The 13,878-nt window shown below is 62.4% G+C and carries 12 protein-coding genes; 6 read left to right on the forward strand and 6 right to left on the reverse strand.

What is annotated here, in order from left to right; genetic code table 11:
• Nucleotides 1-27: 27 nt before the first annotated feature.
• Genes GEMMAAP_RS12145 through mobA form a run of 6 tightly spaced genes read left to right on the forward strand, consistent with a single transcriptional unit; the run spans nucleotide 28 to nucleotide 6,519 of the window.
• Nucleotides 28-525 carry an NADH-quinone oxidoreductase subunit NuoE family protein gene (locus GEMMAAP_RS12145; RefSeq protein ID WP_043580667.1) on the forward strand — a complete coding sequence of 166 codons (498 nt, stop codon included), beginning with the start codon at nucleotides 28-30 and terminating at the stop codon, nucleotides 523-525.
• The gene (locus GEMMAAP_RS12150) at nucleotides 522-2,090 is read left to right on the forward strand and encodes a formate dehydrogenase beta subunit (protein WP_026849563.1); all 1,569 of its coding nucleotides are present in this window, start codon (nucleotides 522-524) and stop codon (nucleotides 2,088-2,090) included. Before GEMMAAP_RS12145 ends, GEMMAAP_RS12150 begins: the two co-directional genes overlap by 4 nt.
• The gene (gene fdhF / locus GEMMAAP_RS12155) at nucleotides 2,087-4,840 is read left to right on the forward strand and encodes a formate dehydrogenase subunit alpha (protein WP_026849562.1); all 2,754 of its coding nucleotides are present in this window, start codon (nucleotides 2,087-2,089) and stop codon (nucleotides 4,838-4,840) included. Before GEMMAAP_RS12150 ends, fdhF begins: the two co-directional genes overlap by 4 nt.
• Entirely contained in the window at nucleotides 4,833-5,681 is an 849-nt protein-coding gene (locus GEMMAAP_RS12160) for a formate dehydrogenase accessory sulfurtransferase FdhD (protein WP_158514845.1), read from the forward strand. The genes fdhF and GEMMAAP_RS12160 overlap by 8 nt, the downstream gene beginning before the upstream one ends.
• 13 nt (nucleotides 5,682-5,694) lie before the next feature.
• Nucleotides 5,695-5,901 carry a formate dehydrogenase subunit delta gene (locus GEMMAAP_RS12165; protein ID WP_202969125.1) on the forward strand — a complete coding sequence of 69 codons (207 nt, stop codon included), beginning with the start codon at nucleotides 5,695-5,697 and terminating at the stop codon, nucleotides 5,899-5,901.
• 9 nt (nucleotides 5,902-5,910) lie between these two features.
• Nucleotides 5,911-6,519, forward strand: a complete 609-nt coding sequence (gene mobA / locus GEMMAAP_RS12170; RefSeq protein WP_053334084.1) for a molybdenum cofactor guanylyltransferase — start codon at nucleotides 5,911-5,913, stop codon at nucleotides 6,517-6,519.
• Nucleotides 6,520-6,594: 75 nt separating this feature from the next.
• On the opposite strand, the gene GEMMAAP_RS12175 is transcribed toward mobA, so the two are convergent.
• The 6 genes from GEMMAAP_RS12175 to GEMMAAP_RS12200 all read right to left on the reverse strand — a co-directional run bounded on the left by GEMMAAP_RS12175 (nucleotide 6,595) and on the right by GEMMAAP_RS12200 (nucleotide 13,875).
• Nucleotides 6,595-8,235 (reverse strand): NAD-dependent malic enzyme, encoded by a 1,641-nt coding sequence (locus GEMMAAP_RS12175; protein ID WP_075071505.1) that lies wholly within the window; start codon nucleotides 8,233-8,235, stop codon nucleotides 6,595-6,597.
• Nucleotides 8,236-8,301: 66 nt separating this feature from the next.
• Nucleotides 8,302-9,675, reverse strand: coding sequence for an NADH-quinone oxidoreductase subunit N (locus tag GEMMAAP_RS12180; RefSeq protein WP_238588128.1), 1,374 nt, complete (start codon nucleotides 9,673-9,675; stop codon nucleotides 8,302-8,304).
• A 16-nt stretch (nucleotides 9,676-9,691) separates the two neighbouring features.
• On the reverse strand, nucleotides 9,692-11,227 hold the full coding sequence (locus GEMMAAP_RS12185) for a complex I subunit 4 family protein (protein WP_026849559.1): 1,536 nt from the start codon (nucleotides 11,225-11,227) through the stop codon (nucleotides 9,692-9,694).
• Nucleotides 11,220-13,115 carry an NADH-quinone oxidoreductase subunit L gene (gene nuoL, locus GEMMAAP_RS12190; RefSeq protein ID WP_026849558.1) on the reverse strand — a complete coding sequence of 632 codons (1,896 nt, stop codon included), beginning with the start codon at nucleotides 13,113-13,115 and terminating at the stop codon, nucleotides 11,220-11,222. Before nuoL ends, GEMMAAP_RS12185 begins: the two co-directional genes overlap by 8 nt.
• Nucleotides 13,116-13,121: 6 nt before the next feature.
• Nucleotides 13,122-13,424 carry an NADH-quinone oxidoreductase subunit NuoK gene (gene nuoK, locus GEMMAAP_RS12195; protein ID WP_026849557.1) on the reverse strand — a complete coding sequence of 101 codons (303 nt, stop codon included), beginning with the start codon at nucleotides 13,422-13,424 and terminating at the stop codon, nucleotides 13,122-13,124.
• A gap of 4 nt (nucleotides 13,425-13,428) precedes the next feature.
• Entirely contained in the window at nucleotides 13,429-13,875 is a 447-nt protein-coding gene (locus tag GEMMAAP_RS12200; protein ID WP_053334083.1) for an NADH-quinone oxidoreductase subunit J family protein, read from the reverse strand.
• Nucleotides 13,876-13,878 lie beyond the last annotated feature (3 nt).

Below are 13,878 nucleotides of genomic sequence, written 5' to 3' on the forward strand. Positions count from 1 at the left end.
GCGCAACCGGCCCCGCCCGGAGAACGCATGTCCCGTAGTCCAGCGGAACCCGCCGAGCAGGAGCTTGAGGCTCTCAAGGCCCTGCTCGCGGGCACGCCAACCGACGCCGAGCATCTGCTTCCCCTGTTGCAGCAGGTGCAGGCGCGGTTCGGATTCGTTTCCCAACCGGCCATTCGGCTCATCGCGCACGCATTCAATCTCTCGCGTGCCGAGGTGTATGGCGTGGTCACATTCTACCACGACCTGCGGGAGGAACCCGTCGGGGATGTGGTGGTCCAGATATGCATGGCGGAAGCGTGTCAGGCGGTCGGATGCCGACAGCTCGCGGCCCATGCCACCAGCGCGTTGGGGGTGAGCATGGGACAATCCACCCCCGACGGGCGCGTACATCTCGAAGCGGCGTATTGCTTCGGCAACTGTGCGCTCGGTCCGTCGGTGCGCATTGGGGATGACATTCATGGCCGCGTGTCTCCCCCCCGTTTCGATGCCCTGCTCCGAGCGGCACGCCAGGAACGGACACTGTGAACGCGCCCACAAGGATCTTCGTCCCGGGCGACACCAGTGCCTGCTCCGTTCGTGCCAATGAAGTGGCCTCGGCAATCGCGGCCCACTGCGCACTCCAGGATATCCCCGTCACCGTAGTACGAACCGGCTCACGGGGCGCCGCATGGCTGGAGCCCCTCATTGAAGTCGATGCACCGAATGGGCGATATGGCTTTGCCAATGTGCAGCCGGAGGATATTCCCGGTCTCTTCGCCGGCGGGGTACCCTCGCCAGATCATGAGCGGTGCATTGGCATCGTGGCGGATCATCCCTGGTTTGCGCAGCAGCACCGGCTCACGTTCCGCCGCGCGGGGATCATCGATCCACTCTCGCTCTCCGACTACCGCGCGCTTGGTGGGCTGGTGGGCCTTACCCGCGCGCTGTCCTTGAGCCGAGAGCTCATCGTGCACGATGTCACCAGCTCTGGCTTGCGTGGCCGAGGCGGAGCGGCATTTCCCGCTGGCATCAAATGGAATACCGTGCGGCAGGCTCCGGGCGCCACCAAGTACGTAGTCTGCAACGCCGACGAAGGCGACTCCGGTACTTTTGCGGATCGACTGCTCATTGAGTCCGATCCCTTTCAACTCATTGAAGGGATGATCATTGCCGGGCTCGCGGTAGGGGCCAGCCGTGGGATTGTCTATCTCCGCTCGGAGTACCCGCTGGCTATTCGCACGTTCGAACGTGCGCTGGACGTGGCGTACGAGGCGGGACTGCTGGGGCCCTCCGTACTGGACAGTGCGCATCATTTCGACATCGCGCTGCGTACCGGTGCCGGTGCGTACATCTGCGGAGAGGAAACGGCGCTCCTGGAAAGTCTGGAGGGGAAGCGGGGAGTGGTTCGGGCCAAGCCGCCCCTCCCTGCCCTGTCCGGACTCTTTGGCTGTCCCACCGTCATCAACAACGTGCTCACCCTGGCGGCGGTCAGCGATGTAGTGGCCATGACCGGACGCGAGTATGCGGCGCTCGGCCACGGGCGCTCCACAGGCACCATGCCGTTTCAACTTGGCGGCAACGTTGCCCGTGGTGGACTGGTGGAATTCCCCTTTGGGGTGTCGCTTCGCACCCTCCTCGACGATGTGGGCGGCGGGACCCTGAGCGGCCGCCCCATGCACGCCGTACAGGTGGGCGGACCGCTCGGTGCGTATCTCCCGCGCACGCAATGGGACACGCCCCTCACCTATGAGCACCTCGCCGAACTCGGCGCCATGCTCGGTCACGGGGGGATCGTCGTCTTCGATGACACTGTCGATATGGCTGAACAGGCGCAGTTCGCCATGGAGTTTTGTGCACACGAGTCCTGCGGCAAATGCACGCCGTGTCGTATTGGATCGACCCGCGGGGTGGAGGTCATTACACGGCTTCGACGCGGGGAATCGCCACGAGCGCAGTGGGAGTTGCTGGAGGAACTCTGTGAAACCATGGAGCTGGGGTCACTCTGTGCCATGGGGGGACTGACACCGATGCCGGTACGCAGTGTGATGAAGCACTTCCCGTCCGCATTGCTCTCCTCGCCATCACGCACGTCTACCGGGGCTGAAGGATGATCGACCGACCAGCAGACCGTCATGCGCCAGATGCCAGTCTGGTGCACCTGACTATCGACGGAATCGAGGTGGCTGTCGCACCGGGCACGTCAGTCATGCAGGCGGCCCGAACCGTCGGTGTGAAGATCGCCACGCTCTGTGCCACCGATTCGCTCAAAGCCTTTGGCTCCTGTCGCTTGTGCGTGGTGGATATTGCCGGTCGCCGAGGCCTTCCGGCCTCGTGTACGACACCGGTGGAACCTGGGATGACGGTGCGCACCCAGACCCCGCAGGTGGCGCGGGTGCGGCGCAATGTCATGGAGCTCTACATCTCCGACCATCCCCTCGACTGCCTCACCTGCGCGGCAAATGGCGACTGCGAGTTGCAGGATATGGCCGGCGCCGTCGGACTGCGGGAAGTGCGATACGGCTACGACGGCAGCAATCATCTCACGGCCAGCAAAGACGAGAGCAACCCGTATTTCACCTTCGATCCGGCCAAGTGCATTGTCTGCTCGCGCTGTGTTCGTGCCTGCGACGAAATTCAGGGGACTTTCGCGCTGAGCATCACCGACCGGGGCTTTGCGTCGAAGGTCAGTGCCGGCATGGACGAAGGCTTTCTGGCGTCGGAATGCGTGTCCTGCGGCGCCTGCGTGCAGGCCTGTCCCACGGCAACCCTCATTGAAAAAACGGTCATCGATGCGGGCCAGCCAGATCGCACGGTGCAAACGACTTGTGCCTATTGCGGCGTGGGCTGTTCGTTTGAGGCGCAGCTGAAGGGCAATGACGTGGTGCGCATGGTGCCGGACAGCACCGGCGGAGCCAACGAGGGGCACTCGTGCGTGAAAGGGCGCTTTGCCTGGGGGTATGCAACGCATAGCGACCGTGTGCTCTCACCCATGATTCGCGAGCACATTTCCGATGCGTGGCGGGAAGTGAGCTGGGATGAAGCCATTGAGTTCGCCGCCAGTCGGTTCAGCTCCATCCAGCGCCGACATGGCCGGGACGCCATTGGGGGTGTTTCATCGTCGCGATGCACGAACGAAGAAGTGTATGTGGTGCAGAAGATGATCCGCGCGGCGTTTCAGAACAACAACATCGATACCTGTGCCCGCGTCTGTCATTCCCCAACGGGGTATGGTCTCAAGCAAACCTTTGGCACGGCCGCTGGCACTCAGGACTTCAAGTCGGTTGAACACGCCGACGTCATCATGGTCATCGGTGCCAATCCCACCGATGCGCATCCCGTCTTTGGTGCCCGCATGAAGCGACGCCTCCGGCAGGGGGCGAAACTCATCGTGCTTGATCCCCGGCGTATCGACCTGGTCCGATCGCCGCATGTGTCGGCCGCATATCACCTGCAGCTTCGTCCCGGCACGAACGTGGCAGTCATCAATGCGCTGGCGCATGTCATCGTGACCGAGCAGCTGGTGAACGAGGCCTTCGTGAGTGATCGCTGCGATGCGCGCTCCTTTGCCCAGTGGAAGGCATTCATTGCGGAACCGGCACAGTCACCGGAAGCCACCGAGGTCTTTACCGGTGTCCCCGCGCAGCAGGTCCGCGACGCAGCGCGGCTGTATGCAACCGGTGGAAACGCCGCCATCTACTATGGCCTTGGCGTTACCGAGCACAGTCAGGGGAGCACGATGGTGCTGGGTATTGCCAATCTCGCCATGGTGGCCGGTCAGATTGGTCGGGAAGGCACTGGGGTGAATCCACTGCGCGGACAGAACAACGTGCAGGGATCCTGCGACATGGGCTCGTTCCCGCACGAGTTGCCTGGATACCGGCACATTTCCGACGACACCACCCGCGCACAGTTCGAACAGGCCTGGAATGTGCCCCTGGACCCGGAACCGGGGATGCGAATCCCCAACATGCTGGCCTCGGCCATTACCGGACAGTTTCGTGGCATGTTCATTCAAGGGGAGGATCTCGCGCAGTCCGATCCCAACACCCTCCATGTCACCGCTGCGTTGAGCGCCATGGAATGTGTCGTGGTGCAGGACCTCTTTCTGAATGAGACCGCCAAGTATGCCCACATCTTTCTTCCGGGCACGGCCTTTCTTGAGAAGGATGGGACCTTCACTAACGCCGAACGTCGCATCAATCGGGTTCGCCCGGCCATGCCTCCACGTACCGGATTACCAGAGTGGGAAGCGGTCTGTCGACTGGCCACTGCCATGGGCTACCCCATGCACTATTCCAGTGCGTCACAGATCATGGACGAGATCGCGTCGCTCACGCCGACATTCGCCGGCGTCTCGTTCGAGCATCTGGATCGTGTGGGAAGTGTCCAGTGGCCCTGCACCGAGCAACGTCCTGCGGGAACGCGCATCATGCACGAGCAGGAGTTTGTCCGCGGTCGCGGGCGGTTTCTCATTACCCAGTATGTCCCCACCGACGAGCGTTCGACGCGAAAGTTTCCGCTCTTGCTGACCACCGGACGCATTCTGTCTCAGTACAACGTCGGTACGGAAACGCGTCGCACCGCCAATACGGTGTGGCATCCGGAGGATGTTCTGGAGATTCACGCGCATGATGCCGAGGTCCGCGGGATTGCCGATGGTGACGTGGTCCTGCTCTCCAGCCGAAAGGGGACCATCACGTTGCACGCGCATGTCAGCGACAAGCTTCCCGAAGGCGTGGTATACACCACCTTTCATCATCCGGAAGCGGCGGCAAACGTGGTAACTACCGAATATTCCGATTGGGCAACCAATTGCCCGGAGTACAAAGTCACGGCTGTCGAGGTCCGCCCCTTTGACTGAGGCTTTGCGGTCGGAGGAGCGGGGGGCAGTCGTGGTCCCCATTCAGGCGGCGTCACCGGATGGGCGGGTGAATGGTGACCACTGGAACGTGGCAGTGGAAGTACCGGTGCAAATCAGCATCAACAACGCACCGTTTACCGTGTTGCTGGCGTCCCCCATCCAGCTCGAGGATCTGGCCCGGGGTGTGCTCCTCACGGAACAGATCATCGACGATGCCGACTGCATCACATCGGTGGACGTCTCCGGGTTCCTGCAGGAGTACACGGTGAACGTCTCGGTACCGCAGGAGGCCATACGCCCCGAGCGAGTGGGTGCCCGTTCCATGCTTGGCAACAGTGGCTGCGGCCTGTGTGGCCTGGAAACGTTGGCGCAGTTGCAGCACAGACACGCCAGTGGTGACCGCACCTGCGTACCGGTTACGGATGAGGCAATCCGTGCTGCCATGATTGCGCTGTCGTCCAATCAGCCGCTCAACGCCGTCACGCATTCCGTTCACGCCGCCGCGTGGTGCCACCGTGATGGTACCGTACATGTGGTTCGCGAGGATGTTGGACGGCACAACGCATTGGACAAGATCATCGGGGCGTTGGCCGCGGAAGATATGTTGCGCGAACCGGGCTTCCTGGTACTCACCAGTCGTTGCAGCTATGAACTGGTATACAAGGCGATGACCGCGAATACCCAGCTGCTGGCGACGATAGGAGCGCCCACCTCCATGGCGCTGCAGTGGGCCGATACGCTGAACCTCCCGCTGGCGGCATTATGGCCACAGCGCAATGCGCCTCCGGCGGTGGTCCGCTTCCCCTCCTCCACTTCAACTTCCACCGACCATGCAGGGTGATGACCTTGTTCGGATGGCCAACCAGATCGCCGTCTTTTTCTCGGTGTACCCGGAGGCTGACGCGATTGAAGGGGTGCACGAACATCTGGTGAAGTTCTGGCCACCCGCCATGCGCAAGGATTTGCTGGTCGTGGCGGGCGGGCTCATGCCAACCGAAGTCCCGCTGCATCCGCTCGTGCTCAAGGCGGCGGAACTCCTGCGGCCGGTCGGACACGACTGACATGCCGTCATGATTCTCCCCCACGACATCACGGCGCTCATCCTGTGCGGCGGGGAGGCGCGACGGCTGGGTGGCGTGCAGAAGGCCTTACTGGATCTGCATGGTCAACCACTGGTGTCCTGGCTGCTGGTCGCATTGGCCAGCCATGTTGGGGGCATAGTCATCAGTGCGAATGACGATCTGCAGCACTACGCGGCCCTCGGCTATCCGGTCGTGACTGATGTACGTCCCGGACTCGGCCCACTCGGTGGCCTTCAGTCGGCGTTGACGCAGGTATCAACGCCGTGGGTGTTTGTCTGTCCCGGGGACATGCCCTACATGGACGGCCGAGTTCTTGATCGCCTGCGTGAACAGGTAGGGACTTCAGGAGCGGCGTATCCGTTTGACGGAAGCCGGGAACAGTATTTGTGTGCGCTGGTCAGAGCCGACGGTCTTGAAAAACTCACGGACTACTTGGCCACTGGCCGGCGCTCCGCCTACGGATTTCTTGAAGCGATTGGCGCCGTACAAGTGAACATGCCGGAGCTGCGCGAGTGTTTCGTCAACGTCAACGACCCGGAAACACTCGACAGCTTGCGACTCGGCAAGAAACCAACAGTCACCGGGACAACGGCATGACCCGAAGCATGGCAACCGCATGACAAAGGCGGCTGGTCCATGCACGTTCGATGCGCCTGGAGATCTCCCCCAAGGTCAGTTCAGAAACGACGGATACACCGGCTCGTACATCGCCGCGGCCACGGCATCGTCCATGCTCTCTGGCTTGGGCGCCCTCGCCAGTCCGCGATTGTAGGCAATCCACGCGACTTCCGTGGCAATTGCCCGCGAGACGTCGCGAATACGGGACAGGCTTGGAAAAATGCGCCCCATGGCGAGGTCATCTTCGGTGACCATATTGGCCAACGTGCGCGCCGCGGCCGCAAACATCTCATCCGTCACGCGGGATGCGTCGGCCACGATGACACCGAGGCCAACCCCAGGGAAGATGTAGGCATTGTTTCCCTGCCCCGGCACGTGCGTGCGCCCCTTGTGAGTGACCGGGGCAAAGGGACTGCCACTGGCAAAGATGGCCCGGCCGTCGGTGCTCGCGTAGGCCTCGCGGGCCGTACACTCCGCCTTGGACGTGGGGTTGGACAGCGCCATGACAATCGGGCGGGCATTGTGACGCGCCATTGCGGCCAGCACCGGCGCCGTGAACGTCCCTGGTGTGCCCGATACCCCGATAATGGCGTGTGGCTTGAGTGATTCCACCGCCTCCAGCAACGTGGCCATCGGGGGGTGATCGTGCGCATACGGCTGCTTGTGCGACGCCAGGTCGGTCCGGGATTTGACCACCAACCCCTTGGAATCCACAAACCAGCAGCGGGCCCGGGCTTCCTCAAGCGGCACGCCTTCTTCCACCATCGCGGATACCACGAGATCGCCAATGCCGATCCCGGCTTCACCGGCGCCAAGAAACAACAGGCGCATATCCTTGAATGCCGTACCGGAGATACGCGCGGCCGAGTACAAGCCAGCCAGCGTTACCGAGGCAGTGCCTTGAATATCGTCGTTGAAGGTACAGATGCGATCTCGCCACTTCTCGAGCAGCGTGAAGGCATTGTGGTTCCCGAAGTCTTCGAATTGCAGGCAAACCTGCGGGAAGCGTTCCTGGAGGGCCTCCACGAACTCATCGAGCAGCGCGTCGTATGCGGGCCCACGGAGCCGCGGCTGACGCAGCCCCATGTACGACGAACTCTCGCGCAACTGCGTATTGTCCGTGCCCACATCAATGGTGATAGGCAGACACTGCCGTGGGTCAACGCCGGCACATGCGGTATACAGGGTGAGCTTCCCGATGGGAATGCCCATGCCATTGGCACCGAGATCGCCAAGCCCGAGAATCCGTTCACCATCCGTGACCACGATCATGCGGACATCGTTGTGCGGCCAGTTGGCCAATACGTCACGCACGCGTCCGGCATCGTCCGCCGTGACGAACAGCCCGCGGCTGCGGCGGAATATCCGCCCGAACTCCTGGCACGCCTGCCCAACCGTGGGCGTGTAGAGAATGGGCATCATCTCCTCGAGATGATCCATGACCAGACGATAGAACAACGTCACGTTCCGGTCGTGCAGTCCCACCAGATACGAGTACTGATCGAGCGGCGTCGGACGCGAACGCACGCCCGGCAGAATGCGCTCCAGCTGCTCGTCCTGCGTCATCACCCGCGGTGGCAGCAAGCCACGCAGCCCCAGTGCCGTTCGTTCGGCCTCGGTAAAGGCAGTGCCTTTGTTGAGTTCGGGATCGTTGAGCAGCGCAGCGCCGCGCTTGGTGAGCGGAGGAACAGTCACGGGATGCCCCGGGGACAGTGAAAGAAGGGTGGCCGCATTCGCTCCGCCGCGAGGCGGAGAGAGCGGTCAGATACGAGCCAGCACCCAGCCGGGCGCGATCGTCAGGACGGCGGTGGCCAGAAGGCATATCACACCGCCAACGCGGGCCAAGGCCATGCCGGGCGAGGTGTGTGCCGTGACCGTGCTGTTGTTCATGAACATCCGCTGTACCACGCGGAGATAGAAGTAGAGCCCCAGGAAGCTGCCCACGAGACCCAACACGGCATACGTGTTGTAACCAGCCGCCATGACGTTCCGGAAGATCAGGAACTTGGCGGTGAAACCAGGGAATGGAGGCAATCCGGCGAGCGACAACATCGCAATCGCGATCAGCGATGCCGCAAACGGATCCCGATGGAAGAGCCCATCCAACGTCTCCATCCGATCACGAACCGCATCATCGGGGTGCGCCGGCAGGGCCGCAAACGCCAACAGGTTCGCGGCGGAATACACTACGAGGTAGAACGTGACCGCCTCCAGACGTCCATCGGCATTGCCCAGGAACGCATAGAACAGATAGCCAGCATGGGCGATGGAGGAGTATGCGATCATGCGACGCAGGCTGCCCTGTCGGATGGCCGCGATATTGCCCCACACGATGGAGACCAGTGGCAGCACGGCCAGCAGCTCCACCAGAGGCCCACTCACCGTAACCCCTGAGAACAGGCGGACGGCCACCATGAGAGCCGCCGCCTTGGACAAGGTGGCCATGTAAGCCGTGACGGGAACGCTGGCCCCTTCGTACGTGTCGGGGGCCCACGCATGAAACGGGACAACGGCCGCCTTGAGGAACAGTGCCAGCAGGACGAGCACGACTGCGGTGCGCGACAGGAGATCGGATGCCGCGAGTGCCTGGGCAAACGCCTCGATGCCCATGGAGCCCGTGGTGCCATAGATCAACGAGAGGCCCATCAGGAACGTGGCCGAAGCGGCGCCGCTCAACACCAGGTACTTGAGCGCCGACTCCGCCGCCTGTGGCCGCCGGAAGGCCAGCACAATGAGCGCATACACCGGAATGGACATCATCTCCAACCCGAGGAACAGCACCAGCGCGCTATCGGCCGACGGCAGCAAACTCATGCCGTACAGCGATGACACAAGCAGCAGTGGGAACTCGATCTCCCCGCGCTCCGCCGTACTGAAGTCGGTTCGAGACATCAACAACACGGGCAACGCCAGCGCAATGAGTGCGCCCTTGGTGATCAGAATGCCTGGGGAGACGGAAAACTGTCCCGGGAACGGTTGTGCCGTGAACCCCGTGCCAGCCAACCAGAAGGCGGCGACGGCCGAGGCCCCCACCGATAGCAGCGCAATCGGGAGCGCGAGTCCACGGGCCCCTGAGATCAGGGTCACGATGAGCAGCAGAACCATCCCCCCGAGCAGCAGATGCTCGGGCAGCATGGCGAGAAGCGCCTCACTACCGGGCATTGGCAGGAATGCGGGAGGTGGAAACGAGCTGCTGGTACGTCTTGGCGGCCAGCTCGGTCTTGCGAAGCGCGCTATCGGGGAACAACCCGAGCGCGAAGATGGACACCGTGAGAATTGCCAACACCGACTTTTCCCGCGCAGAAAGATCCATCAACGGCTGATGCGGCGCCTTCGCCGGGCCGAAGAGGAACGTGAGCGCGAAGCGCAGCATGTAGAGCGCGCCAAGGACCACACCCGTCACCGCCGTGATCGACAGGATGAGCGGGAGGTTGTTGCCATCGAGATGCTGCGGCCACGCGGCGGTAAACGCCCCCAGGAGCACCAGGAATTCACCGGTGAAACCGCTCGTGGTCGGCAACCCTACCGACGCCAGCGTGAAGATCACGAAGAACACGCCATAGACCGGAATCTGTCGCGCCAGTCCACCATAGGCTGACAGCTCACGAGTATGACAGCGCTCGTACACCATGCCCACCAGCAGAAACAAGCCGGCCGCCACCAGTCCGTGGCTGACCATCTGCACGATCGCGCCTTGAATGCCCGCGAGGTCGAGGCTGAGCAGCCCCAGCATCACGTAGCCCAGATGGCTGATGGAGGAATAGGCGATGATCTTTTTGATATCCTGCTGCACCAGCGCCAGACAGGCGCCGTACACAATGCTCACCACGGCCAGCGTCATGAGCACCGGTGTGAATGCCTGCGTGGCATCCGGAAACAGCGGGAAGCCCAGCTTCATGAAACCGTAGGTACCCATCTTGAGCAGCACGCCTGCCAGGATCACGGATCCGGGTGTCGGCGCTTCCACGTGGGCATCCGGCAGCCAGGTGTGCAGTGGAACGACCGGCACCTTGATGGCAAACGACAGCGCGAACGCCGCCAGCAAGGTGGTCTGGACGTTCAACGGCAACTCTGCGCGCATGAGGTCACTGAAGGCAAAGCTCACCACGCCGCCCGATTGCTGCAGGGCCCACACCAGGTAAATGAGCGCCGCCAGCATGAGGATGCTGCCGAACGCCGTATACAGCACGAACTTCACCGTGGCATAGCTGCGTCGCGCCCCGCCCCATATTCCGATGATGAGGAACATGGGAATGAGCATCGCTTCCCAGAACACGTAGAACAGGAAGAGATCCTGTGCCACAAACGCGCCCATCATGGCAAACTGCAGCAACAGGACGTTCACATGGAAGAACGTGATGTCCTTCTCAATGGAAGTCCACGCGCCCAGCACCACCAGGGGCCCGAGAAAGGCCGTCAGCAACACCAGCAGGATGTTCACGCCATCAAGTCCAATGGCGTAGGAGACCCCCCAGTCGGCAATCCATGGCACGGATGTGGCAAACTGCAGCCCCGCCACGCCACCATCGAAGTGGGCATAGAGAAGGGCCGCCATCACAAACTGCACGGCCATCACAACCGCCGTCGTGATGCGCACCGCAACCGCATTGGCGCGCACCAGCGCCAGCAACGCCACGCCCGCCAACGGCAGGAACAGCACGAGATTCAACAGGAGCGCATCAGACATGACGCCAGCTCCAAAGCAAAGCGCCGACGATCCCCACCATGACCAGCAGAGCGTAGAGCTGGAGGCTGCCCGTCTGCATCCGGCCCAACAGGCCGGCCGTGCGCTGAGCCAAGCCGGCCAGACGGTTGAGGGAGCCGTCAATCACCAGACGGTCAGCGCCCTGGAAAAGTACGGTGTCAGAGAACCACGCCAGCGGCCGCACGATCACAGCCGCATAGAGTTCATCTACAAAGTACTTGCCCTGGAGCAGCCCGTAGATCGGACCGGCCGCGCGGGCCAGTCCTTCTGGACGCGACGCGGGACCACGATAGAGCATCACGGCGAGCCCCACACCGGCAAAGGCAATCGCCACCGAGGCATACAGCAGGGGGTGCTCATAGTGCTCAAGCGACTCCACCACGTTGGGCAATGGAATCATGGGCTCGAGAAAATGCGGTATGCCGATATACCCACCAACCGCTGACAGCACCGCCAACACGCCCAGCACAGCGGTCATCGACAGTGGCGATTCATGCACATGGTGCTCCACCTCGTGGCTCATGCGCGACGCACCAAAGAAGGTGAGCCACAGCAGCCGGGTCATGTAAAACGCCGTCATGAATGCCGTCAGGGCACCAACCGCCCACAGCCAGGGTGCGCCCCCACGTTCACTGGCAAAGGCGTACCACAGGATCTCGTCTTTCGAAAAGAACCCGGCCAGCCCGGGGATACCGGCAATGGCCGCCGTCGCCACCGCAAACGTCCAGAAGGTGATCGGGATGCGGGTGCGCAGCCCCCCCATCTTGCGGATATCCTGCTCACCGCCGAGCGCATGAATCACGCTCCCGGCCCCAAGGAACAGGCACGCCTTGAAGAACGCGTGTGTCACCACGTGAAAGATGGCGACGCCGTACGCGCCAACACCGAGCGCCACGAACATGAACCCCAGCTGGGACACGGTGGAATAGGCCAGCACTTTCTTGATGTCGTGCTGGACCAGCGCAATCGTGGCCGCCACAAACGCGGTCAGCACGCCGATCACGGCCATCACCTGTGAGGCCTCCGGGGCCTGCAGATACAACCCGGACATGCGCGCCACGAGATACACACCGGCCGTGACCATGGTGGCAGCGTGAATCAGCGCCGAGACCGGCGTGGGGCCGGCCATGGCATCAGGGAGCCAGACGTAGAGCGGGATCTGAGCCGACTTGCCGGTGGCGCCAACAAAGAGGAACATCCCCACCAGACTGGCCGACACCATGGTGGCGGTGCCGGTGGTGAAGGCCGAATTGATGACGTCCATATCCAGCGTGCCAAAGGCGCGGTAGAGCAGGAACATTCCCAGAAGAAATCCGGCATCACCAATGCGATTGGTGATGAACGCCTTGCGCCCGGCCACGGCATTGGCGAGGTCGTCAAACCAGAAGCCAATCAGCAGATACGACGCCAGTCCCACCCCTTCCCAGCCGACAAACAGGACCAGCATGGAGCGGCCGAGGACGAGCAGCAGCATGAAGAACAGAAACAGATTCAGGTACGCAAAGAAGCGCCCGAAGCTCTTGTCGTCATGCATGTACCCGGTGGAATAGATGTGGATGACCGATCCCACCCCGGTGACAATGAGCGTCATGACCGCCGAGAGGCGATCGAAATAGAACGTGATGTCGAACGTCCGGTCGCCAATGGCGGCCCAGCGGTACAACGGCTCGACAATGGGGGTATACCCATTGCCCTGCAGCGTGAAGAACGCCTGCACGGTGAGCCCGAAGGCCAGCAGCGGCGCCAGACACCCCACCAACGCCGCCGTCCGGTGACTGAAGCGATGACCGCCCAGTGCCGTGGCAAACGTGCCGTTGATGAGAAACCCGATCAGGGGGAGCAGCGCGATGAGCGCCAACATATGCGGCATGCGCGTCTAACCCTTGAGCTCAGAGTAGCGGTCCACATCCAGCGACCGCGCGTGCTTGACCAGCAGCAGCACAATGGGAATGGCCAAGGCCACTTCGGCCGTCGCCACCACGAACGTCAGGAAGACCATCACCACACCGGCCGCATCGCCACGCTGCTGCGAAAAGGTCACCAGGCTCAGATTGACCCCGTTGAGCATGAGTTCCATGCACATGAGCATCACGAGAGCGTTGCGACGGATCACCACGCCCAGCAGACCGACACTGAACAGCGCTCCAGCCAGCCAGAGCATCGCTTGATATTGATCCATACCGTTATCCCTGTCGCCGACGGCTGACACCAACCACTGCCAACGCCGCCACGATGGCGCCCACCAGAAACACGGTGGTCAGCTCAAACTCGAGCCAATACTGGGTGAGAAAGGCCGAGGAGAACGGCACCAGTCCAAACACATCGCCGGTGGCCACCGGGACGGTGCTTCCGGTGCCGCGCAGTACCGCCACGCCCAGCACACCGGTCAGCAGCACGCCGCCAAGCACCCCTGGCACGACGAACCGCGAAAAGCGTTTGCTCCCCGGGGCTTCCTTCACCTCGAGCAGCATGATGACATAGACCATGAAGACCATCACGGCGCCCACGTAAATGAGCACCTGAAACGCGGCGATGAAGTGCACCCCCATCAGTCCGTACACCGCGCCCAGCGACGTCATCGAGGTGATGAGCGCCAGCGCCACCCGCATGGGCTCTCGCAGGACCAGCATCGA

The organism is Gemmatimonas phototrophica (assembly GCF_000695095.2).
GTDB lineage: Bacteria > Gemmatimonadota > Gemmatimonadetes > Gemmatimonadales > Gemmatimonadaceae > Gemmatimonas > Gemmatimonas phototrophica.

What these genes read in the sequence shown, in the direction of transcription:
- mobA (WP_053334084.1), top strand. Translation starts at nt 5,911, where the DNA reads ATGATTCTCCCCCACGACATCACGGCGCTCATCCTGTGCGGCGGGGAG.
- GEMMAAP_RS12180 (WP_238588128.1), bottom strand. Translation starts at nt 9,675, where the DNA reads ATGCTGCCCGAGCATCTGCTGCTCGGGGGGATGGTTCTGCTGCTCATC.
- nuoL (WP_026849558.1), bottom strand. Translation starts at nt 13,115, where the DNA reads ATGCCGCATATGTTGGCGCTCATCGCGCTGCTCCCCCTGATCGGGTTT.
- nuoK (WP_026849557.1), bottom strand. Translation starts at nt 13,424, where the DNA reads ATGGATCAATATCAAGCGATGCTCTGGCTGGCTGGAGCGCTGTTCAGT.
- GEMMAAP_RS12200 (WP_053334083.1), bottom strand. Translation starts at nt 13,875, where the DNA reads ATGCTGGTCCTGCGAGAGCCCATGCGGGTGGCGCTGGCGCTCATCACC.
- GEMMAAP_RS12165 (WP_202969125.1), top strand. Translation starts at nt 5,695, where the DNA reads ATGGCCAACCAGATCGCCGTCTTTTTCTCGGTGTACCCGGAGGCTGAC.
- fdhF (WP_026849562.1), top strand. Translation starts at nt 2,087, where the DNA reads ATGATCGACCGACCAGCAGACCGTCATGCGCCAGATGCCAGTCTGGTG.
- GEMMAAP_RS12145 (WP_043580667.1), top strand. Translation starts at nt 28, where the DNA reads ATGTCCCGTAGTCCAGCGGAACCCGCCGAGCAGGAGCTTGAGGCTCTC.
- GEMMAAP_RS12185 (WP_026849559.1), bottom strand. Translation starts at nt 11,227, where the DNA reads ATGTCTGATGCGCTCCTGTTGAATCTCGTGCTGTTCCTGCCGTTGGCG.